17 protein-coding genes are annotated in these 20967 nt (G+C 67.8%); 1 reads left to right on the top strand and 16 read right to left on the bottom strand.

The features are described from left to right. Nucleotides 1–5: 5 nt before the first annotated feature. Nucleotides 6–1019 (bottom strand): aldo/keto reductase, encoded by a 1014-nt coding sequence (locus ACE3TQ_RS10865; protein ID WP_374582165.1) that lies wholly within the window; start codon nucleotides 1017–1019, stop codon nucleotides 6–8. 105 nt (nucleotides 1020–1124) lie between these two features. Between ACE3TQ_RS10865 and ACE3TQ_RS10860 the strand changes: the two genes are divergently transcribed. Then, entirely contained in the window at nucleotides 1125–2021 is an 897-nt protein-coding gene (locus ACE3TQ_RS10860; protein WP_374582163.1) for a LysR family transcriptional regulator, read from the top strand. Here ACE3TQ_RS10860 and ACE3TQ_RS10855 read toward each other — a convergent pair. The 15 genes from ACE3TQ_RS10855 to ACE3TQ_RS10785 all read right to left on the bottom strand — a co-directional run. Beyond that, a complete protein-coding gene (locus ACE3TQ_RS10855) occupies nucleotides 1960–2700 on the bottom strand; it encodes a PEP_CTERM-anchored TLD domain-containing protein (RefSeq protein ID WP_374582162.1) in 741 nt (246 codons plus the stop codon). The genes ACE3TQ_RS10860 and ACE3TQ_RS10855 overlap by 62 nt on opposite strands. 41 nt (nucleotides 2701–2741) lie before the next feature. After that, nucleotides 2742–3134, bottom strand: a complete 393-nt coding sequence (locus tag ACE3TQ_RS10850; RefSeq protein ID WP_374582161.1) for a RidA family protein — start codon at nucleotides 3132–3134, stop codon at nucleotides 2742–2744. 2 nt (nucleotides 3135–3136) lie between these two features. Continuing rightward, entirely contained in the window at nucleotides 3137–4318 is a 1182-nt protein-coding gene (locus ACE3TQ_RS10845; protein ID WP_374582160.1) for an acyl-CoA dehydrogenase family protein, read from the bottom strand. A gap of 1 nt (nucleotide 4319) precedes the next feature. Beyond that, nucleotides 4320–5174 carry an enoyl-CoA hydratase family protein gene (locus tag ACE3TQ_RS10840; protein WP_374582159.1) on the bottom strand — a complete coding sequence of 285 codons (855 nt, stop codon included), beginning with the start codon at nucleotides 5172–5174 and terminating at the stop codon, nucleotides 4320–4322. Further along, the gene (locus ACE3TQ_RS10835; RefSeq protein ID WP_374582158.1) at nucleotides 5171–5656 is read right to left on the bottom strand and encodes a MarR family winged helix-turn-helix transcriptional regulator; all 486 of its coding nucleotides are present in this window, start codon (nucleotides 5654–5656) and stop codon (nucleotides 5171–5173) included. The genes ACE3TQ_RS10840 and ACE3TQ_RS10835 overlap by 4 nt, the downstream gene beginning before the upstream one ends. Before the next feature lie 12 nt (nucleotides 5657–5668). Next, a complete protein-coding gene (locus ACE3TQ_RS10830) occupies nucleotides 5669–6436 on the bottom strand; it encodes an SDR family NAD(P)-dependent oxidoreductase (protein WP_374582157.1) in 768 nt (255 codons plus the stop codon). Nucleotides 6437–6438: 2 nt separating this feature from the next. Continuing rightward, on the bottom strand, nucleotides 6439–8823 hold the full coding sequence (locus ACE3TQ_RS10825) for a bifunctional salicylyl-CoA 5-hydroxylase/oxidoreductase (RefSeq protein ID WP_374582156.1): 2385 nt from the start codon (nucleotides 8821–8823) through the stop codon (nucleotides 6439–6441). An 8-nt stretch (nucleotides 8824–8831) separates the two neighbouring features. Then, nucleotides 8832–10466: a benzoate-CoA ligase family protein gene (locus ACE3TQ_RS10820; RefSeq protein ID WP_374582155.1), complete on the bottom strand. Its 1635-nt coding sequence runs from the start codon at nucleotides 10464–10466 to the stop codon at nucleotides 8832–8834. A 117-nt stretch (nucleotides 10467–10583) separates the two neighbouring features. After that, on the bottom strand, nucleotides 10584–11291 hold the full coding sequence (locus ACE3TQ_RS10815) for a response regulator (protein WP_374582154.1): 708 nt from the start codon (nucleotides 11289–11291) through the stop codon (nucleotides 10584–10586). A gap of 19 nt (nucleotides 11292–11310) precedes the next feature. Next, on the bottom strand, nucleotides 11311–15495 hold the full coding sequence (locus tag ACE3TQ_RS10810; protein ID WP_374582153.1) for a two-component regulator propeller domain-containing protein: 4185 nt from the start codon (nucleotides 15493–15495) through the stop codon (nucleotides 11311–11313). A gap of 56 nt (nucleotides 15496–15551) precedes the next feature. Next, nucleotides 15552–16721, bottom strand: coding sequence for a patatin-like phospholipase family protein (locus ACE3TQ_RS10805; protein ID WP_374582152.1), 1170 nt, complete (start codon nucleotides 16719–16721; stop codon nucleotides 15552–15554). Nucleotides 16722–16810: 89 nt separating this feature from the next. Continuing rightward, nucleotides 16811–18553, bottom strand: coding sequence for a gamma-glutamyltransferase (gene ggt / locus ACE3TQ_RS10800; RefSeq protein WP_374582151.1), 1743 nt, complete (start codon nucleotides 18551–18553; stop codon nucleotides 16811–16813). An 82-nt stretch (nucleotides 18554–18635) separates the two neighbouring features. Next, nucleotides 18636–19397 carry a 3-hydroxyacyl-CoA dehydrogenase gene (locus ACE3TQ_RS10795; protein WP_374582150.1) on the bottom strand — a complete coding sequence of 254 codons (762 nt, stop codon included), beginning with the start codon at nucleotides 19395–19397 and terminating at the stop codon, nucleotides 18636–18638. A 60-nt stretch (nucleotides 19398–19457) separates the two neighbouring features. Next, nucleotides 19458–19958 carry a hypothetical protein gene (locus tag ACE3TQ_RS10790; RefSeq protein ID WP_374582149.1) on the bottom strand — a complete coding sequence of 167 codons (501 nt, stop codon included), beginning with the start codon at nucleotides 19956–19958 and terminating at the stop codon, nucleotides 19458–19460. Nucleotides 19959–20014: 56 nt separating this feature from the next. Beyond that, the coding region (locus ACE3TQ_RS10785) for a sodium/proton-translocating pyrophosphatase (protein WP_374582148.1) at nucleotides 20015–20967 on the bottom strand (953 nt) is incomplete at its 5' end.

The following is a 20967-nucleotide window of genomic DNA, read 5'->3' as shown; positions in this document are numbered from 1 at the left end:
TCGCCTCACAGAGGAAGGATGGCGTTGTGCGCCACCAGGCCCTGCTCGCGCAGGTCGCGCCAGAAAGCGGCCGGGATTTTCTCGGCCAGCGCAGCCTTGTCTTCCAGGATGCGTTCGGGACGGCTGGCGCCCGGGATCACCGAAGCCACCACCGGATTGGCCAGCACGAACTGCAGGGCCGCCGCCTTCACGCTGATGCCGTGCGCCGCCGCCAGCGCCTTGATGCGTTCCACCTTGGCCACGATTTCCGGCGGCGCCTTCTGGTATTCAAAGGTGCTGCCGCCGGCCAGCACGCCGGAGCTGTAAGGGCCGCCCACCACCAGGTCGGCGCCGTGCTTTTGCAGCGCGGGCACCAGGCGCAGCATGGCGCGCTCATGATCGAGCAAGGTGTAGCGCCCCGCCAGCAGGAAGCCGTCTGGCCGGCTCTCCTGCAGGTCCAGCAGCAGTTCGATCGGCTCAACGCGGTTGACGCCAAGGCCCCAGGCCTTGATCACGCCCTGCTCGCGCAATTGCGACAGGACGCGGAAGGCACCGGTGCGCGCTTCCTCGAACTTGGCCAGCCATTCGTCGCCATAGAAATCCTGCGCCACATCATGCACGTACACGATATCCAGGTAATCGGTGCCGAGCCGCTTCAGGCTATCCTCGATCGAGCGCAGGGTGGCGGTCGCGGTGTAATCGTTGACGATCTTGTTCGGGCGGCCATGCACGAACAGGCCGCCCTTCTCGCCCAGGTCGCGCGTTGCCGCATCCTCCACCTCGTCCAGCACCAGCCGCCCCACCTTGGTGGACAGCACAAACTCGCTGCGCTTGCGCTTGGCCAGCGCGTGGCCCAGGCGCAGTTCCGCCAGGCCGGCGCCATAGAACGGTGCGGTATCGAAGTGGCGGATGCCGTTGTCCCAGGCCGCATCGACGGTGGCTTCCGCCTCCGCCTCCGGGATGGCGCGGAACATATTGCCCAGGGGCGCTGTGCCAAAGCCGAGTGGGTTGCTGCCGATCAGTTTATCTTTGATGCTCATGCTAAGTTCTCCTTAGGGTGGTGACTTGGTAGAGCCCAGTCTAGGCAGCATGGGCCAGACTGTCCAAGACGGAATATGCGACACTTGAGTCCCTGGAGGTCTTAAATGCTCGATATACGCCAGCTGCACTATTTCGTCGCCGTCGCCGAAGAGGAAAACGTCGGCCGCGCCGCAGAAAAATTACATATTTCACAATCCCCGCTGAGCCGCCAGATCGCGCAGCTGGAAGACAAACTGGGCCTGATGCTGTTCGAACGCTCGCAGCAGCGCATCCGCCTGACGCGCGACGGGCACACCTTCCTGGCCGAGACGAAAGCCTTCCTCACCCACGCCAACCGCCTGGAATCAATGGCCAGGCGCCTGGGACGGGGCGACGAGGGCGGCCTGTGCATCGGCTACCTGGAAAACGCCATGCATTCCGGCGTGCTGCCGAATGCCCTGCGCGAATTGCGCCGCAGCCGTCCCGCCGTGCACGTGGCGCTGTACAACTACCATTCGGCGGAACAGCTGGAAGGCCTGCGCCAGCGCAGCCTGGACATCGCCCTGGTATGTGAACCGCCGGCGGCGGACGATCCGGACCTGGCCAGTGCCCAGGTGCTGAACGACCCGATGCTGGTGGCGCTGCCCGAAGGCCACCCGCTGGCGACCGCACTGAACATCACGCCGGCCGACCTGGGGGCGGAAAAATGGATCGGCGTGCTGCATAAGGAAAGCACGCTGGGGCACGACAACTTTGTGGCCGCCTGCGCCCGCGCCGGTTTCACGCCGCAGATCAAGATGGAAGCGACGGAACCGCTGGCCGCGCTGGGCCTGGTGGCCGCCGGCCTCGGTCTGACCATGATCCAGCACAGCCTGCGCTACCAGGCCCCGCAAGGCGTGGTGCTGCGCGACTTGTCCTGGTTCACCTACCGCACGCCGTTATGGGCGGCCTGGCATCGGGTCAATCTGCGTCCGCTGGTTGAGATTTTCCGCAAAACGCTGCTGGAGACCAGCGCTGCCTGAACGTCAGCACGCCCAGCCCCGCCAGCAGCAGCATCCACGCGGCCGGCTCGGGCACCGGGAAAATCGCCCATACCTCCATATCGCCGTAGGTGATATTTGGCGACTTGTAGTCGCGCCCATCGAGCAGGCTGGAATCGAAGTTGCTGCGCGCCGGGTCGATGTAGGAATACATGCTCGAGTACCCGCCATTGGTCAGGTCCCATGGCACGTACAGGTCATGTCCGGCGCCGAACACCGGGCCGACGCGGGCATCGTTCCAGGTCTGGAATGAGCCCACCGTATCCAGCGCATAGGTGCGCGGCGTCTGCCGGCTGATATGGCGCGCGGTCAGGTTGAACAGGAACGCGGTGCGCAGCTCGTTCTCCGTGGTGATATTGAAGCCGCCCCGCGAGTGCCAGCTTTGCGGATTGTAGCCACCCACCTTGAAGGTCTGGCCCAGCTCCGTGGTGGCTTCCAGCACGGTGAACGTGCGCCCTTTGCCATCGACCGCCGCATGGAAATCGGCCGCGGTCTGGCCATCGCGTTTCTTGTACAGGCGCTCCAGCCTGATAGGACCATTGCCCAGCCATTTTGCCAGCTGGGATTTGTCCGCCTCCGTCAGCAGCGGCGTTTCGCCGTATGCCGCAGGCAAGGCTAGCAGGATGATTGCGCCGAAAAGGCGCGTGATGAACTTGGCCATGGCATTCCACCTCCACGGCCGACTATAGCACTTAGTAAAAATTATGCAGGCACGACTGCCGTCACTTCGATTTCCACCCGGGCGCGCGGCTCCAGCAGGCCCGCCACTTCCACTGCCGTCATGGCTGGATAGTGCTTGCCGATCAGCTCCCGGTAGATCGCGCCGATCTGCGGGTAGGCGCCCATATATTCGTGCTTGTCCACCACGTACCATGTCATACGGCAAATGTGTTCCGGGCCGCCGCCGGCTTCCTTCAGCACCGCCAGTACATTTTCCAGTGCCTGCTTCACCTGTCCGGCGAAATCATCGGTCTGGAACTGGCAATCGGCATCCCAGCCGATCATGCCGCTGACAAAGACCATGCGGCCGCTGGCGGCGATCCCATTGGAATAGCCGCGCGGTCGGGCCCAGCCCGGCGGTTGCAGAACTTGCATATTCACTCCTTACCTTCGCGCAGCAGTTCGCGCGCAATAATCAGTTGTTGGACTTCGGTCGCGCCTTCGTAAATGCGCAGCGCGCGGATCTCGCGGTACAAGCGTTCGACCGGATGTTCGCTCACCACGCCCATGCCGCCGAACATCTGCACCGCGGCGTCGATCACCTGCTGCGCGGTTTCGGTGGCGGTCATCTTGGCCATGGCGGCTTCCCTGGTCACCTTGCGGCCCTGGTCGCGCTGCCAGGCGGCGCGGTAGGTCAGCAAGGCGCTGGCATCAACGCCGGTCGCCATCTGCGCCAGCTTGGCCTGCGTCAGCTGGAAGTCGGCCAGGGTCTGGCCGAACATCTTGCGGCTTTGCGCGTGCGCCAGCGCTTCATCCAGGGCGCGCCTTGCAAAGCCGAGCGAAGCGCCGGCCACCGAAGTGCGGAAGACGTCCAGCGTGGCCATGGCGACCTTGAAGCCCTGCCCGGCTTCGCCCAGGCGCTGGCTGGCCGGGATGCGGCAGCCGCTGAATTTCAGGCGCGCCAGCGGGTGCGGGGCGATCACGTTGATACGCTCGGCGATTTCAAAGCCTGGCGTGTCCCTGTCGACGATGAAGGCGCTGATGCCGCGCGCACCCGGAGCCTCGCCGGTGCGGGCAAAAACCACGTAGAAGTCGGCGATGCCGCCGTTGCTGATCCAAGTCTTCTCGCCATCGAGAACGTAATGCTCGCCATCCTGCACGGCGGCGCACTGCATGGCAGCGACGTCGGAACCGGCCTGCGGCTCGGACAGCGCGAAGGCGGCAATGGCTTCGCCTTTGGCGACGCGCGGCAGGTAGGCTTGTTTGTTGGCGGCGCTGCCGAACAGGCTGATGGCGCCCGAGCCCAGGCCCTGCATGGCGAAGGCGAAATCCGCCAGGCCGTTGTGGCGCGCCAGCGTTTCGCGCACCAGGCAGATGGCGCGGGTGTCTATGACGTCCAGCGCGCCGCCGTAAGCGGTGCCGCCGATGGCGTGGCGCAGCCAGCCGGCATCGCCCAGCGCGCGCACCAGTTTGCGGCATTGCGCGTCCACGGCGGCAGTATCGTGGCCTTCGCCGTGGTCGTCGCGCACGTTGGCGGCGGCCCAGGCGTCCAGCTCGCGCTCCAGCGCGGCGTGGCGCTGCTCGAAAAAGGGCCAGTCCAGGTAGGATTTGTCCGCCATATCAGTCGCCCTCGAACACCGGTTTCTGTTTCGCCACGAAGGCGTGGTAGGCGCGGTGGAAGTCGTTGGTCGCCATGCAGATGGCCTGCGCCTGCGCTTCCGCCTCGATGGCTTCGTCCACGCCCATATTCCACTCCTGCTGCAGCATCTTCTTGGTCATGCCGTGGGCGAAAGTCGGGCCGTCGGCCAGGCCTTGCGCGAAGGCTTGCGCGGCGGCCAGCAGCTGTTCCGGCGCGTGCAGGCTGTTGAAGAAGCCCCAGCGCTCGCCTTCGGCGCCGGACATGGAGCGGCCGGTGTACAGCAGTTCGGCGGCCCTGCCCTGGCCGATCACGCGCGGCAGCAAGGCGCAGGCGCCCATGTCGCAGCCGGCCAGGCCGACGCGGGTGAACAGGAAGGCGGTCTTGCTGCGCTCCGTGCCGAGGCGGATATCGGAGCCCAGCGCCAGCATGGAGCCGGCGCCGGCGCACACGCCGTCGATGGCGGCGATCACCGGCTGCGGGCAGGCGCGCATGGCCTTCACCACGTCGCCCGTCATGCGGGTAAAGGCCAGCAGGCCGGGCATATCGAGCTTGGTCAGCGGGCCAATGATTTCGTGCACGTCGCCGCCGGAGCAGAAGTTGTCGCCGGCACCGGTGATGACGATGGCCTTGATGTCGTCGGCATACGCCATGGCGCGGAACAGTTCGCGCAGCTCGGCGTAGGAGTCGAAAGTGAGCGGATTCTTGCGCTCGGGGCGGTTCAGCGTGAGCGTGGCGACGCCGTTGGCAACGCTGAACTTGAAGTGCTCGGCTTCGTAGCCGGCCAGTTGCGCGCGGTTGCCCGGCAGCTTGTGCGGTTCCCCTTGCAGGTATTTCATGGTTTTTCCTTTTCTTCGCGGGCGTACAGGTGGCCCTTCATTTGCGACAGCAGTTCGATCAGCTGTCCTTTGTCTTCTTGCGTGATGTCCTGCAGCAGCTCGGCGACCCAGCGTTCGTGCACCTCCGCCATTTCACCGAACGCCTTGCGGCCGGCGGGCGTGAGCTTGACGCTGAAGGCGCGGCCGTCTTTCGGGTCGGGCACGCGCACCACCAGCTTCTCCTGCTCCAGCTGGTCGGTGATGCCGGTGACGTTGCCGCCGGTGACCATCATGCGCTTGGAGAGTTCCCCCATGCGCAGGCCTTCCGGGTGGCGTTCCAGCTGCGCCATCAGGTCGAAGCGCGGCAGGGTGATGCCGAATTCGGTGCGCAGGCGGCTGCGGATTTCGGTTTCGATCTTGGTGGTGCAGGAGAGCATGCGCAGCCACAGTTTCAGCGACTGGTGGTGGTCGTTGGTGAGGCGGCTTTCCAGGTCGAGTTGCATGGCTCCCGCTCCTTACATGACTTCACCGCCGGCGACGGCGATGGATTGGCCGGTGATGGCGCCCGATGCGGGCTGGCACAGCCAGGCGACGGCGTTGGCCACCTCCTCCACCTGCACCAGCCTTTGCTGCGGGTTGGCGGCGGCCAGCTCGGCGCGCGCCTGCTCTTCGCTACGGCCAGTTTTCTGCATGATGTTGGCGATGGCGTCCTGCACGATGTCGGTTTCGGTGTAGCCGGGGCAGACCGCATTGACCGTGATGTTCTTCGTCGCCAGCTCCAGCGCCAGGGCTTTGGTCAACCCGACCAGGCCGTGCTTGGCGGCGACGTAGGCGCTGACGTACTTGTAGCCTTTCAGGCCGGCGGTGGAGGCGATGTTGATGATGCGGCCCCAGCCCGCGTCCAGCATCTGCGGCAGGACCGCCTGCGTGCAGTGGAAGGCGCCGCTCAGGTTCACGTCCAGCATCTGCCGCCAGTGCGCCACAGTCGTTTTTGCGAACGGTGCCGAATGCGCCTGGCCCGCGTTGTTCAGCAGGATAGTGATGGGGCCAAACTGCTGCGCGGCCGCGCCGATCGCCGCATGCACCGCTGCCTCGTCGGTCACGTCAAGCACGCAGATTGCTACGCCCGCGCGCCCGGCTTGCGCGGCAAGCGCCTCCGCCGCCCGTTCCAGTGTCGCCAGATCCCGCCCCGCGATGGTGATGTTGATCCCTTGCGCCATCAGCGCCTGTGCGCAGGCCAGCCCGATGCCGCGCCCGCCGCCGGTAATGAATGCGTGCTGCATGCTCAACCCTCCAACAACCTGGCCGCCACCTGCTGCGGCGACAAACCGGCGCTGGCGGCAGCCAGCTGGCGCTCGCGCTCCAGGTTGCGCTCGAGCTGCTGCTTGCCCGCCAGGTACTGCTTCGGCCAGGCCACCGGCGTATAGCCCAGCTTCGCCGCCTCGGCCAGCGTCCAGGCCGGATTGGCCAGGTGCGGCCGGCCCACCGCGCACAAGTCGGCGCGGCCGGCGGCGATGATGCCGTTGGCATGGTCGGCTTCGAAGATCGAACCGACGGCGATGGCCGGGATGCCCGCTTCGTTGCGCACGCGGTCGGCGAACGGAGCCTGGTACATGCGGCCGAAGACCGGTTTTTCCAGTTTGCTGACCTGGCCCGAGGAGCAATCGATCATATCGGCGCCGGCCTGCTTGAACAGGCGCGCGATCGGCACCGCGTCGTCCGGCGTGATGCCGCCCTCGACCCAGTCGTGCGCCGAGATGCGCACGCTCATCGGCTTGTGCGCCGGCCACACGGCGCGCATTGCGGCGAACACGCGCAGCGGGAAACGGCAGCGATTCTCCAGCGAGCCGCCGTATTCATCGCCGCGTTCGTTGGTCAGCGGCGAGATGAAGGAGGACAGCAGGTAGCCGTGCGCGCAGTGCAGTTCCAGCCAGTCGAAGCCCGCCTCCTCCGCCGCCAGCGTGGCGCGCACGAAGTCCGCTTCGATGCGGCGCATGTCTTCAGCGGTAGCGGTGCGCGCGACCTGCGAGACGCCGGCCAGGTATTGCTGCTGCGAGGCCGAGACCAGCGGCCAGTTGCCTTTGTCGAGCGGCTGGTCGATGCCGTCCCACATGGCGCGGGTGGAACCCTTGGCGCCGGCATGGCCAAGCTGCACGCCGATCCTGGCGTCGGTGCTGGCGTGGATGAAGTCGACGATGCGTTTCCACGCCATGGTGTGGGCCGGGGCGTACAGTCCGGGGCAGTATGGCGTGATGCGGGCGTCGGCCGAGACGCAGGTCATCTCGGCCATCACCAGCGCGGCACCGCCCATGGCGCGCGCGCCCAGGTGGGCCAGGTGCCAGTCGCCGACGCAGCCGTCGACGGCGCTGTACTGCGCCATCGGCGAGACCACGATGCGGTTCTTCAGGACCAGGCCGCGCACCTTGTAGGGCGTGAACATGGGCGGGATGGTGCGGCCCTGCGCGGCGGCGGGCAGCGGCAGGCCGGCCTGGGCGAAGGCGCGTTCGGCCAGCCAGCGCTCGAAGCCGGCCACGTAGTCCTTGTCGCGCAGGCGCAGGTTCTCGTGCGACAGGCGCTGGCTGCGGGTCAGCATCGAATAGGCGAACTGCGGCGCCTCCATGGCGGTATAGCGCTGCACGTTCTCGAACCACTCCATCGAATTGCGCGCGGCGCTCTGGATTTTCAGCACCTCCACGGCGCGCACTTCCTCATAGGCGGCCAGTGCGGCGCGCGGGTCGGCGCCGTGCGCGGCGAAGCAGCGCGCCAGCTCGATCGCATCCTCCAGCGCCAGCTTGGTGCCGGAGCCGATCGAGAAATGCGCCGTATGCGCGGCGTCGCCCATCAGCACCACCGGCGTGGCGCCGTTCCAGTGCACCCACTTCTGGCACACGATGCGCGGGAATTTGATCCACACATTGGAGCCGCGCAGGTGGGCGGCGTTGGACATCAGCTTGTGGCCGTCCAGCCGGTCGGCGAACAGGCGCTCGCACCAGGCCAGCGCCTCCTCCTGCGACATGTCTTCCAGCCCGGCGGCGCGCCACACTGTTTCCGGCGTTTCGATGATGAAGGTGGAGGTGTCGCCGTCATACTGGTAAATGTGGGCCTGGAACCAGCCGTGCTCCGTTTGCTTGAAGTCGAAGGTGAATGCGTCGAACTTCTTCCTGGTGCCCAGCCACACGAAGCGGCACTGGCGCGCTTCGATCATCGGCTGGAAGGTGGCCTCGTAGCGCGTGCGCACGCGCGAATTGAGTCCGTCCGAGGCGATCACCAGGTCGGCGTTGTAGCGCGCTGCCAGCTCCTGGTCGTCCTGCACGTCGGTCTCGAACACCAGCTCCACGCCCAGCTCCTCGCAGCGCTGCTGCAGGATGTTCAACAGGCGCTTGCGGCCGATGCCGCAGAAGCCGTGGCCGCCGGAGGTGATTTTCCCGCCTTTGAAGAAGACGTCGATATCGTCCCAGTGGTTGAAGGCCTGCAGGATCTCGCGTGCCGTCTTCTCGTCGGCGGCCACCAGGTTGCCCAGCGTCTGGTCGGAGAACACCACGCCCCAGCCGAAGGTGTCATAAGGCCGGTTGCGCTCGACCACGACGATGCGGTGCGCCGGGTCCTGCTTTTTCATCAGCAGCGCGAAATACAGGCCGGCCGGTCCGCCGCCAATACAAACGATATTCATGCGTTTCCTCAGGTGCTACGGAGTTTGAAGCGTTGCAGCTTGCCGGTTTCTGTGCGCGGCAAGGACGACAGGAAGCGGATCGCGCGCGGGTATTTGTAGGGCGCGATCTGCTCCTTGACGAAGTCCTGCAGCTGGCTGGTCAGCTCGGGCGACGGTTCGAAGCCAGGCTTCAGCACGACATGGGCTTCCACCACCTGGCCGCGCTCCTCGTCCGGCTTGCCGACCACGCCGCATTCGGCCACGGCGGGATGGCGTAGCAGCACGTCCTCCACCTCCGGCCCGGCGATGTTGTAGCCGGCGGAGATGATCATGTCGTCGGTGCGCGAGCGGTAGATGAAGTAGCCGTCGGCATCCATCTCGTAGGCGTCGCCGGTCAGGTTCCAGCCGTTCAGCACGTAGTCGCGCTGGCGCGGGTCGGCCATGTAGCGGCAGCCGGTCGGGCCTTTCACCGCCAGGCGGCCGACCACGCCGGGGCCGACGGGCTGGCCCTGGCTATCCAGCACGCAGGCGCGGTAGCCGGGCACCGGCTTGCCGGTGGCGCCCGGGCGGATCTCGTCGCCGGCTGCGGAGATGAAGATGTGCAGCATCTCGGTGGCGCCGATGCCGTCGATCATGCGCAGGCCGGTGGCTTGCTGCCACGCTTCGCGCGTGGCGACCGGCAGGGCTTCGCCGGCGGAGACGGATTTCTTCAGGCTGGCCAGGTCGTACTTGCCTGCCAGGCCGGCCATCTGACGGTAGAAGGTGGGCGCGGTGAAGCAGATGGTGGCGCGGTATTTCTCGATGGCTTGCAGCAGCGTTTCCGGCGTCAGTTTTTCCAGCAGCACGGCGGCGGCGCCGACGCGCAGGGGGAACAGCAGCAGGCCGCCCAGGCCGAAGGTGAAGGCCAGTGGCGGCGTGCCGATGAACAGGTCGTCCTGCGCCGAGCGCAAGGTGTGGCGCGGGAAGCAGTCGCAGATCGCCAGCACGTCGCGGTGGAAGTGCATGGTGCCTTTCGGTACGCCGGTGGTGCCGGAGGTAAAGCTGATCAGGCAGATGTCGTCGGCCGCCGTGTCGCAGGCCGGCGCGTGGTCCGGCTGCCCTGCCATCAGCGCATCCAGCGAGCGCTCGGGCGCACAGGCGCCAGCCGGCACGTTGAACCACAGGGTGCGTTCGGGGCGCTGCGGAACGGCCTCGATCTCCTCGCGCAGGGCGTGGGCGCACAGCACGGCCTGCACCTGCGCCTTGTCCATGATGACGCCCAGTTCGCGCGCGCGCAGCAGCGGCATGGTGGGCACGGCGATCAGGCCCGCCTTCAGCACCGCCAGCACGGCGGCCGCCATCATCGGATGGTTGGCGCCGCGCAGCAGCACGCGGTTGCCGGGCACCAGCCCCATGGGGCCGCGCAGCACGTTGACGATGCGGTCCACCTGCTGCTGCAGCTCGGCGTAGGTCCAGCTGATGCCGTCGCCGCGCAGGGCGAGGCGCGCGCCGCGGCCGGCGGCCACGGCCTGGTCGAGAAGCTCGGCCACGCAATTCAGGCGCGCCGGGTACTGCAGTTCGGGAAGGTCGAATACCAGGTCCGGCCATTGGTCCGCCGGCGGGAGCTGCTGGCGCGCGAACTGGTCGAGATGCGCGCTCGGTTCTGCTGCAGTGGGTCTGTTCATGATCGCCCTGGGTAAGGTTCGGTTGAAGGCAGCCTGCTTGTCGTGTGCAGACTACTTTAAACCTAAAATATATTTACCGCAAGGCTGGGGCAGCGCCGCTTGTGCCCCGGCGTGGACTTAGCCCTGGCGCACCAGCGAGGATTGCTGCAGCACCGCGCGCACCACGTCGGTCAGCGCCGCCTGCACCGCTTCGTTGCCGGGCTGGCCGCTGAGCAGCGGCTTGAGGGCGGCGGCGGCGCCGTGCAGGCCGAGCGTGGTGCAGCCGGTGTGCAGGCGCTCCAGGCGCAGGCGCGCCTCGCCCTGCTCGCCACGCGCCAGCAGCGCGTCGATTTCCGTGCCGGCCGCCGTCAGCTGGTTCTGGAACCCGGTCAGGTACACCAGCAGGCGGTCGGCGCCGATGCCAAGGCGGGCCAGCGTTTCGGCCGGCGCCTCGGCGCTGTGCTCATAGCCGTTGGCGGCCTGGTCGAGGAAGGCGCCCAGGTGGGCGCGCACCTGGTCCGACTGGAACGGCTTGACGATATAGCCGGTGGCGCCGGCCAGCGTGGCCTGCTGCACGGTGTCCTTATCGGTGGCCGAGGAGACCAGCACGAACGGCACCTGCGCCAGCTCGCCGTGCGTGCGCACGCGCTGCAGCAGCTCGATGCCGGACAGACGCGGCATGCGCAGGTCGCAGAAGATGATGCCGGGCCGCAGTCCGTCCTCCAGCTGCTGCCAGCCGTCCGCGCCGTCCTCCGCCTCGGCGATGTCGAATTTGCCGCAACCGTCGATCAGGTGCATCAGCACCATGCGCGACACCACGTCGTCGTCTACAACCAAAACTTTCATGTGTTCCTCATTCTTATTTTTAATGCCGCGATGGTGAAACAACGTGTTCCAGCAGCAGCCGCAGGCGCGGCAGCTTGGCGCGGATGGCCGGCCACAGGGCGCGGTCGGCCGCCCTTTCCAGCTCGCCGCACAAGGCGTGCAGCTCCGCCTCGTCCAGGTAGGCGGCGCTGCCCTTCATGCCGTGGAACAGGCGTCCCGCCGCATCGGCGTCGGCCGCCGCCAGCGCCTGGTCCATCTCGCGCAGGCGCGCCGGCAGGTCGGCGATGAAGGCGTCGCGCAGGCGCAGCTTGAGCGCCTGCCCGGCCAGGCCGTGGGTGGGCGGCGGCGGCGGCGGCGCCTCGCCGACGCCGAACAAGGCATCCAGCTCCGCCAGCGACGGCGCCGCCGGCGCCTTGCCGCCCATCGGCGGCAGCGTGAAGCCGCGCGCCAGCTGGCGTTCGATGGCGCGCTCCAGCTGCATGTGCAGCGCGCCCTCGTCGATCGGCTTGGTCAGGAAGTTGTCCATGCCCGCCGCCAGGTAGCGGCTGCGGTCCTCGTCGCTGGCGTTGGCGGTCAGCGCCACGATCATCACGTGCGGGTCCTGCACCGGCGCCTCGCGCGGGCCGCCGGAGCGGATCAGGCGGGTGGCCGTGGCGCCGTCCATTTCCGGCATGCGGCCGTCCATCAGCACCAGGTCGTAGCGCTGCTGGGCACAGGCGGCCACCGCCAGCACGCCGTTGCCGACGATGTCGACCTTGTGGCCCAGCTCCTCCAGCATCATGCGGATGATGATCTGGTTGGTCGGGAAGTCCTCCGCGCACAGCACGCGCAGCTGGTGGCTGTGCGGCTCGCGCGCCACGTGCGGCACCAGCGGCGGCGCCACGCCGTCGCGCAGCGGCACGGTGAAGGCGAAGGTGGAGCCGGCGCCGGGCGCGCTCACCACGTCGATCGCGCCGCCCATCAGTTCCACCAGCTGGCTGCTGATCGCCAGGCCCAGGCCGGTGCCGCCATAGCGGCGCGTGGTGGTGGTGTCGCCCTGCTCGAACTTCTGGAACAGGCGCGGCAAGGCGTCCGGCGGGATGCCGATGCCGGTGTCTTCCACCGTGAAACGGATGCGGTGGCCATCCGGCCCGCTGCTTTCGCGCTCGACCCGCAGCGACACCTTGCCGCGCTCGGTGAACTTGAAGGCGTTGCCGACCAGGTTCACCAGCACCTGGCGCAGGCGGGTCGGGTCGCCCACCACGAACTCCGGCAGGTCCTCGCCGAAATCGACTTCGAAACCGACCATATTCGACATGGTCTGCTCCGCGAACAGGCTGACCACATTCTCCACCATGCTGGCCAGGGCGAAGTCGATCGCCTCGATATGCAGCTTGCCGGCCTCGATCTTTGAGAAGTCCAGCAGGTCGTTGATGATGGCCAGCAGCGACTGCGCATTGCCCTGGCCGCGCTCGATCTGCTCGCGCGTGCGTTCGGCCAGCGAGCTGTCGCGCAGCGCAAAGCCCAGCATGCCGATCACGCCGGCCAGCGGCGTGCGCATTTCGTGGCTCATATTGGCCAGGAATTCGGACTTCTGGCGCGTCGCCTCCTCGGCGCGCTGCTTGGCCTGCGACAGGTGCTTGTCGCGCTGCTCCAGCTCGCGCTTCTGCTGCTGCAGCATCTGGTTTTTCAGCTCCACCTCGGCGGTGCGCAGGCTGACCTGCTGCTCCAGGCGCAGCTGCTGCTTGCGCAGCACCCGCACGCGCGTATGGTAGGCGGCCCAGGCCGCGCCCAGCGCGCCGGCCAGCATGCACAGGCGGAACCACCAGGTTTTCCAGTACGGAGGCGCGATGTTGATCGTCAGCGTGGCCGCCTGTTCGTTCCAGATGCCGTCCTTGTTGGCGGCCTTGACGCGGAACTGGTAGGTGCCGGGGTCGAGGTTGGTATAGGTGGCGAAGCGCTTGCCGGCGTCCGTCACCACCCAGTCCTTGTCGAAGCCCACCAGCTGGTAGGCGAAGCGGTTGCGCTGCGGCGCGGCGAAGTGCAGCGCCGCGAACTCCAGCGAGAACACCGAGTCGCCCTCGCGCAGCGAAATCGCATTGGTGTACTCGATGGCCTGTTTCAGCACGCCCTTGTTGGCGCCGCCCTGCCCCGGCCGCACCGGCTTGTTGAAGATCTGGAAGTCGGTGATGACGGCGGTCGGCGCCAGGCTGTTCTCGCGCACCTCATGCGGCTCGAACGCAGTGATGCCGTTGAAGCCGCCGAAGTACAGCGTGCCGTCGCCCGCGCGCAGGGCCGAGCCGTCGAAATAGGCACCCTCGATGGTGCCGTCCACGCCGGAGTAGTTGCGCACCTGGCCGTTGCTCATGTCCAGGCGCGAAATGCCGGTGTTGGTGGAGAGCCAGAGGTATTTGCCGCGGTCCGGCAGGATGCCGGCGATGGCGTCGTCGGCCAGGCCGTCCTTGCGCAGGAAGCGGCGGAACTGGATGCTGCCGTCGGCGCGCCGCTCCATGCGGTTCAGGCCCGCCGCCGTGCCCACCCACAGGCTGCCGGCTTCGTCCTCGAACAGGTAGTGCACCTCGTTGTGGCTCAAGCTGCCCTGGTCGTTCGGGTTGTTGCGGTAGTGGGTGAAGCGGCCGGTCTTGCGGTCCAGCAGGTCGAGGCCGTTGAAGGTGCCGACCCACAGGTTGCCGCGCCGGTCTTCCAGCACCGGGCGCACCACGTCGTCGGCCAGGCTGTGGATGTCGGCCGGGTCGTGGCGGAAGGTCAGCACGCCGCCGCTGGCGGGGTCGATGCGGTGCAGGCCGTTGCGCGCCGAGGCCCAGATCATGCCGTCACGGTCGCCATACAGGAAGCGGATGGTGTCGTTCTCCGGATCGCCGTGCGACAGCATCAGCGGGCCGAAACGGCGCGCCTTAACGTCGAAGCGGCGCACGCCGTTGCGCCCGCCCACCCACAGGTAGTTGCGGTCGCGCGGGTCCTGCACCAGCGCCGTGACCTGCGCATCCAGGCTGTCGCTGCTGACGCCGCCGGGGCGGAACAGCTGGGTCTTGCCGGCCAGCGGGTCGTAGTAATTCAGGCCGTCGTTGTTGCCGACCCAGATCTTGCCGTCGCCCGCATCGAGAATGGCGCGCACCTTGTTGTCGGTCAGGCCGGCCGGGCGGCCCGGGTCCTTCACCAGGCGCGCGAAACCGCCGCTGCCCAGGTCGACCCGGCTCACGCCGCGGTACCAGGTGCCGACCCACAAGGTGCCGACGTTGTCGCGGTACAGCGCCGAGACGTAGTTGTCGGCGAGGCTGTGCTGGTCGCCCTGCTGGTGGCGGTACTGCACGAAGCGGTCGTCGGCCGGGCGCCAGCGCAGCAGGCCGCCGGTCTGGCCGCCCACCCACACCGTGCCGTCCTGGTCCTGGTAGATGCGCTTGATGGTGCCGGGCGGCAGCCCCTGCGCCGGGCCGAGCACGCGCCGTTTCGGGTAGCGGCCTTCCAGCGTCCAGCGCTCGATGCCGTTCTGCGTGCCGACCCACAGCACCTGGTCGCGGTCCAGCAGCAAGGCCTGCGCGCCGCGCGCGCCGCTGCCCTGCATCGGGAAATGGACGAAGTTGCGCGAGCCGGGATCGAGCATGTCGACGCCGGCCGCCGTCGCCACCCACAGGCGCCCCTGCTGGTCGCGCGCCAGGGCGTTGATCTGGTCGTGCCCCAGGCTGCCCGGGTTGCCGCGCTCGTGGTGGTAGATGACGAATTTGCCGCTGGCCGGGTCGAAATGCTGCAGGCCGTCCGAGGTGCCGATCCAAAGGCCGTCGTAGCCGTCGTCGATGATGGCGCGGATGTGGCGGTTGCCGCTGCCGCGCTTTTCCGGCTCCTGCGGCAGGAAGTGGGTGAAGGCTTGCGTCTTCGGGTCGAACAGGTCAAGGCCGCCGTCGGTGCCCACCCACATGCGGCCGCGCGGATCGAGGTGCAGCGCGCCGACCCAGTTCTCCACCAGGCTGCGCGGGTCGCCCACCACGTTGCGGTAGACGGTGACCTTGTAGCCGTCGAAGCGGCTCAGGCCCGCCTGGCTGCCGAACCACATGAAGCCCTGGCGGTCCTGCACGATCGACAGCACCGATTCCTGGGCCAGGCCGTCCTGCACGTCCAGCTGCTCGAAACGCAGGGTGCGCGGCGGCGCCGCCAGCGCCGGGAGGGCGAGCGTGCAAGCCAGTGCCAGTGCAGCCAGGCGATGGGTCAGGCGACGGGATGGTCCAGCCACGGGTCAATAAGCGGGAAAGCGCGCAACAAAAGCGGCCATTGTACTATTGGTAAGCATCAGGACCCGAAAAATGCCAGCACGTCGGCGCGCCGCGCCTGCGTGTCGCGCTGGCCGAGGCGGATCAGCTCCTGGGTGTAGCTGGCCTCGAACAGCAGGTAGGAGGCGAGCGCGGAGCCGCGCGCCTCGGTGGCGCCGATACCGGACAGCATGGTGCGGATCGGCGCCGGCAGGCTGCCGATATGGCGCGCCGCCAGGTCGTCCAGCCGCTCGGACGGCGCGATCACCAGCAGCTCCACCGGCCGCAGCGGGGTCTTGGCCAGCAACTCCTCCGGCAGCACCGACAGGGTCTGGTTGACCCGGTTCAGGCGTTCGATATCGACCGCCAGCCCGTCCAGGAAGATGGACGACATGGCATGGCCGGCGATCTGCGCCAGGCTCGGATAGCGCGGCGTTTCCGTCATCTGGCGCGGCGGCTCGGTCAGGCGGCCGGCGCCCACCACCAGCACCTTCTGCGCGCCGAGGTGGATGGCCGGCGAAATCGGCGCCAGCTGGCGCATCGAACCGTCGCCGCAGTATTCCAGGCGCCCGCCCATGTACAGCGGCGTGGCCGGGAAGATGAAGGGGATGGCCGACGACGCCAGCAGGTGCTCGACCCCGATCTGGTCCTGCATGGCGACGCGCTGCATGCGGATCCAGGGCGCGATTTCGGCGGCGGTCTGGTAGAAGGTGATGTGCTGGCCGCCGGTGTAGGACGAGGCGGTGACGGCGATCGCGTGCAGCAGGCCTTCCTGCAGGCAGTTGTCCAGGCGCGGCAGGTCCAGCATGCGGTGCAGCAGGTTGACCAGCGGCGTGTTGTCGAGCAGCGACTGCGGCGGCGCGGCGCGCCATTTGCGCAGCAGCCAGCCGAACGACAGCAGCGACAGCCAGCGCGCGCCGGAGCGGATCACGCCCAGCGAGTCGGCGCGGTAGACCTGCCCCACTTCGAAATTGCTCCACACATCGAGCAGCTTTTGCACGCCCTCGCCGAAGTTGTCGGCGCGGCAGGCCAGGGCCGTGGCGTTGATGGCGCCGGCCGAGGTACCGCAGATGATCTGGAAGGGATTGCGCGCAGGCGGCCAGCCTTCTTCCCACAGGATTTCGGAGATCGCCTGCAAAACACCAATCTGGTACGCCGCGCGGGCGCCGCCGCCCGTCAGGATCAAGCCCGTTTTCTTTTTCATGCCCATTTACCGAGGGTAACATGAAGGCTGCAAGGCGGGGAATGCCCGGGCGGCCGCCCCGCCGCAGCCTGTCGCGCCGCGGTCACTCGCCTGGCTCAGTCGCCGCGCACGATGCCTTCGCGGCGCGGGTCGGCACCGCCGAACCAGCCTTGCGGCGTGCGCTGCAAGCCTTGCAGGCCGGAGTTCATTTCCACCTGGCGCACCTCGTGGCCGCGCGCCTTCAGCTGGGCCACCACCTCGGCACTGACCTTGCCCGCCTCCACCTCGGTCGGGCCATTGCGGCTGCCGAAATTGGGCAGGCTGATGGCTTGCTGCACATTGAGTTTCCAGTCCAGGGTACCGACCAGCACCTTGGCCACGTAGTTGATGATGGTCGAACCGCCCGGCGAACCGGCCGCCAGCAGCAGCTTGCCGGTCTGCCTGTCGAACACCAGGGTCGGCGCCATCGAACTGCGCGGGCGCTTGCCCGGCTGCACGCGGTTGGCGACCGGGCCGTTCTCGTCCGCCGAATCCCAGGAAAAGTCGGTCAGCTGGTTGTTCAGCAGGAAGCCGCCCACCATCTGGCGCGAGCCGAAAGCGTCTTCCACCGAGGTGGTCATGGAAATGCCGTTGCCGTAACCGTCCACCACCACCAGGTGCGAGGTGGATGGCTTGTCCAGCGCGGTATCGTCGCCCCACGCCACTTTCACCTCGGCCGGCACGCCGGCGCGGGCGCGGCCCATCGATTTCTCGCCAATCAGGCTGGCGCGCTGGCGCAGGTAGGACTTGTCGAGCAGGCCGCTGGCGCCCTTGCCCGGCAGCGGCACGAAATCGGTGTCGGCCACATAGCGGTTGCGGTCGGCGTAGGCCAGGCGCTCGGCTTCCGACATCAGGTGGATGGCGTCGGCGCCGACCACGCCGTTGACCGGCGCATAGTCGCCGATCCTGCTGTTTTCCAGGATGCCGAGGATCTGCGCGATCGCCACGCCGCCGGACGATGGCGGCGGCATGCCGCATACGCTGTAGGCGCGGTAGTCGGCGCACAGCGGCGCGCGCTCCCGGGCCTGGTAGCCGGCGATATCGGCCGCCGTCAGCCCGCCCGGATTGGTGGGATGACCCTGCACCTTGGCCGCGATGTCGCGCGCGATGCGGCCCTTGTAGAAGGCGTCCGCGCCGCCGGCGGCGATTTCGCGCAGCGTCTTCGCCAGCTCGGGGTTCTTCAGGATATGGCCGACCGGCCAGGCTTGCCTGTCCTTGTTATAGAAGTAGGCGGCGGCCACCGGATCGCGCTGCAGGTGGCGTTCGTTCGACAGCAAGGCGTTCAGGCGCGGGCTGACGGCAAAGCCCTCCTCCGCCAGTTTGATGGCGGGGGCGAACAGCTTGGGCCAGGCCAGCTTGCCGTATTCCTTGTGCGCCAGCTCCAGCATGCGCAGCACGCCGGGGGCGCCGACCGAGCGCCCGCCCACCACGCCTTCGGCGCGCGGCAAAGGCTTGCCATTGGCGTCCTGGAACAGGGTTTCGGTGGCGCTGGCGGGGGCGGTTTCGCGGCCGTCGAAGGCGCGCACCTTCTTGCCGTCCCAGTGCATCAGGAAGGCGCCGCCGCCGATGCCGGACGATTGCGGTTCGACCAGGGTCAGGACCAGCTGCGTGGCAATGGCGGCGTCGACGGCGGAGCCGCCTTGTTTCAGCATCTGGTAGCCGGCCTCCGTAGCGAGCGGATTGGCGGCGGCGACCATGTGTTTTTGCGCCGACCAACCGGGCTTGTCCTGCCAGCCGGTGGCGATTTCGGGGGCGCGGTTGTCTTGGGCGTAAAGGCTGGTGCAGCAGAGCGCTGCAAGGGCGAGTGCAATGGCTTTCATCACTGCATGCTACACCAAACCCGGAAAGGCTGGGTCAGACCCAAGGGTCAGACCCTTGGGTCTGACCCTGCTTTACCGGGTTTCATTTAGGCTGCATGCGGATCGCGCCATCCAAACGAATGGTCTCGCCATTCAGCATGGTGTTTTCGATAATCGACTTGGCCAGCGCCGCATACTCGAACGGCTTGCCCAGGCGCGGCGGGAACGGCACCATCTTGCCCAGCGCATCCTGCACCTCCTGCGGCATGCCCAGCAGCATCGGGGTTTCAAAGATTCCCGGCGCAATGGTCATCACGCGGATGCCGGAGCGCGACAGGTCGCGCGCCATCGGCAGCGTCATGCCCGCCACGCCGGCCTTGGACGCGCCATAAGCCGCCTGGCCGATCTGGCCGTCAAACGCCGCCACCGATGCGGTATTGATGATCACCCCGCGCTCGCCCCACTCGGCCGCCTCGGTCTTGCCCATGGCATCGGCCGCCAGGCGGCACATATTGAAGGTGCCCACCAGGTTGATGTTGATGGTGCGCGCAAACGCGTCCAGCGGATGCGGGCCGTCCTTGCCGACGGTCTTGATGGCCGGCGCCACGCCGGCGCAGTTCACCAGGCCGCGCAGGGTGCCCATGGCGGTGGCAGCCGCCACTACGGCCAGGCCGTCCGCTTCGGAAGTGACATCGCACTTCACGAACTTGGCGGCGCCCAGTTCGGCCGCCAGCTTCTCGCCGGCCTCCACCTGCACATCGGCCAGCACGACTTTGCCGCCGTTCTCCACGATCATGCGCGCGGTGGCTGCGCCCAGGCCCGAAGCGCCGCCGGTGATGATGAATACCTGATCCTTGATTTGCATTGTGTCTCCCCTATTCACTTTACGTTACGTAAACGTCAATCGAGGCGTATTGTACAAGAATCAGTAGCAAGTCATCCATACACCGTTGTGCGAACACACCCTGCCCGTCGGGCTGGTGACCTGGCCCGGCGCGCCATGGTAATAGATGCCGCTGGGGTCGCGGCAGCCGCCCGCATCGCAGGTAACGGGAATCGGCGCGCTGGGCCCCGGCAGCGGCGTGGCGGCCGGCGTGCCGGGCCGCAGCGCCGGGCCGCCTGCGCGCGGCAGCTGCGCCACGGCCGACGGCGCGGCGCCCGGCTCGCGCCGCGTCAGGACCGGCGCCCAGGTCAGCGCCGGGTCGGGCGCGGGGGCGATGCGCGGCGTCGGCGTGACGACCTGCGGCACCGGGCGGCGCGGCATGTCCTTGCGCGCCGGCGCAGTGCGGCACGGTTCGACCAGCAGGCGCTTGCCGTCCGGGCTCAGCCGGCACTCGGGCAGGCGGCGGTACTCTTCAAGCGATTCGGCGCCGGCCGCCGGGCCATGCAGCCCGGCCGCCAGCGCCAGCAGGATGGGTAGTTTCATGGCGCCCTCCGCAGCGTACAGCCATCATACGCCGCCGAGGGTCAAGGCAGCGCGGCTTACTTCGCGGCCGGCGCGCCGGAAGCCGCCTGCGCCGGTACCTCAACCGGCGCCGGGGCAGCGGCAGGCGTCGCCGGGGCCGCCACCTGCGGCGCGGTAGCGTTGACGGGCGCCACCACCTGCTGCTGCGCCTGCATTGGCGCCAGCGTCACCGACAGGATGCCGGTGGCCGGCAGCAGCGGCACCAGCAGCAGCGCCACGATGTTGATGATCTTGATCAGCGGGTTGACGGCCGGGCCGGCGGTGTCCTTGTAGGGGTCGCCGACGGTGTCACCGGTCACCGCGGCTTTGTGGGCATCGCTGCCCTTGCCGCCGTGGTGGCCTTCCTCGATGTATTTCTTGGCGTTGTCCCAGGCGCCGCCGCCGGTGGTCATGGAGATCGCCACGAACAGGCCGGTGATGATGGTGCCCATCAGCAGGCCGCCCAGGGCGCGCGGGCCGAGCAGCATGCCGACCAGGATCGGCACCAGCACCGGCAGCAGCGACGGCGCAATCATCTCCTTGATGGCGGACGCGGTCAGCATATCGACCGCCTTGTCGTACTGCGGCTTGCCGCTGCCGTCCATGATGCCCTTGATGTCGCGGAACTGGCGGCGCACTTCCACCACCACCGCGCCGGCTGCACGGCCCACCGCCTCCATCGCCATGGCGCCGAACAGGTAGGGAATCAGGCCGCCGATGAACAGGCCGACGATCACCATCGGGTCGGACAGATCGAAGGCCATCTGCATGCTGCGCGACTCCAGCGCGTGGGTGTAGTCGGCGAACAGCACCAGCGCCGCCAGGCCGGCGGAACCGATCGCATAGCCCTTGGTCACGGCCTTGGTGGTGTTGCCCACAGCGTCCAGCGGGTCGGTGATGGCGCGCACGGAGTCCGGCATGCCCGACATTTCGGCGATGCCGCCGGCGTTGTCGGTGATCGGGCCGTAGGCGTCCAGCGCCACCACGATGC

This window comes from Pseudoduganella sp., assembly GCF_041914865.1.
Classification (GTDB): domain Bacteria; phylum Pseudomonadota; class Gammaproteobacteria; order Burkholderiales; family Burkholderiaceae_D; genus Rugamonas.
Note: the sequence above shows the minus strand (reverse complement) of the source record. Positions and strands in the feature narration are given on the sequence as shown.

What these genes read in the sequence shown, in the direction of transcription:
- ACE3TQ_RS10835 (WP_374582158.1), bottom strand. Translation starts at nt 5,656, where the DNA reads ATGCAACTCGACCTGGAAAGCCGCCTCACCAACGACCACCACCAGTCG.
- ACE3TQ_RS10815 (WP_374582154.1), bottom strand. Translation starts at nt 11,291, where the DNA reads ATGAAAGTTTTGGTTGTAGACGACGACGTGGTGTCGCGCATGGTGCTG.
- ACE3TQ_RS10790 (WP_374582149.1), bottom strand. Translation starts at nt 19,958, where the DNA reads ATGAAACTACCCATCCTGCTGGCGCTGGCGGCCGGGCTGCATGGCCCG.
- ACE3TQ_RS10845 (WP_374582160.1), bottom strand. Translation starts at nt 4,318, where the DNA reads ATGGCGGACAAATCCTACCTGGACTGGCCCTTTTTCGAGCAGCGCCAC.
- ACE3TQ_RS10860 (WP_374582163.1), top strand. Translation starts at nt 1,125, where the DNA reads ATGCTCGATATACGCCAGCTGCACTATTTCGTCGCCGTCGCCGAAGAG.
- ACE3TQ_RS10865 (WP_374582165.1), bottom strand. Translation starts at nt 1,019, where the DNA reads ATGAGCATCAAAGATAAACTGATCGGCAGCAACCCACTCGGCTTTGGC.
- ACE3TQ_RS10840 (WP_374582159.1), bottom strand. Translation starts at nt 5,174, where the DNA reads ATGAAATACCTGCAAGGGGAACCGCACAAGCTGCCGGGCAACCGCGCG.
- ACE3TQ_RS10855 (WP_374582162.1), bottom strand. Translation starts at nt 2,700, where the DNA reads ATGGCCAAGTTCATCACGCGCCTTTTCGGCGCAATCATCCTGCTAGCC.
- ACE3TQ_RS10820 (WP_374582155.1), bottom strand. Translation starts at nt 10,466, where the DNA reads ATGAACAGACCCACTGCAGCAGAACCGAGCGCGCATCTCGACCAGTTC.
- ACE3TQ_RS10850 (WP_374582161.1), bottom strand. Translation starts at nt 3,134, where the DNA reads ATGCAAGTTCTGCAACCGCCGGGCTGGGCCCGACCGCGCGGCTATTCC.
- ggt (WP_374582151.1), bottom strand. Translation starts at nt 18,553, where the DNA reads ATGAAAGCCATTGCACTCGCCCTTGCAGCGCTCTGCTGCACCAGCCTT.
- ACE3TQ_RS10830 (WP_374582157.1), bottom strand. Translation starts at nt 6,436, where the DNA reads ATGCAGCACGCATTCATTACCGGCGGCGGGCGCGGCATCGGGCTGGCC.
- ACE3TQ_RS10795 (WP_374582150.1), bottom strand. Translation starts at nt 19,397, where the DNA reads ATGCAAATCAAGGATCAGGTATTCATCATCACCGGCGGCGCTTCGGGC.
- ACE3TQ_RS10805 (WP_374582152.1), bottom strand. Translation starts at nt 16,721, where the DNA reads ATGGGCATGAAAAAGAAAACGGGCTTGATCCTGACGGGCGGCGGCGCC.
- ACE3TQ_RS10825 (WP_374582156.1), bottom strand. Translation starts at nt 8,823, where the DNA reads ATGAATATCGTTTGTATTGGCGGCGGACCGGCCGGCCTGTATTTCGCG.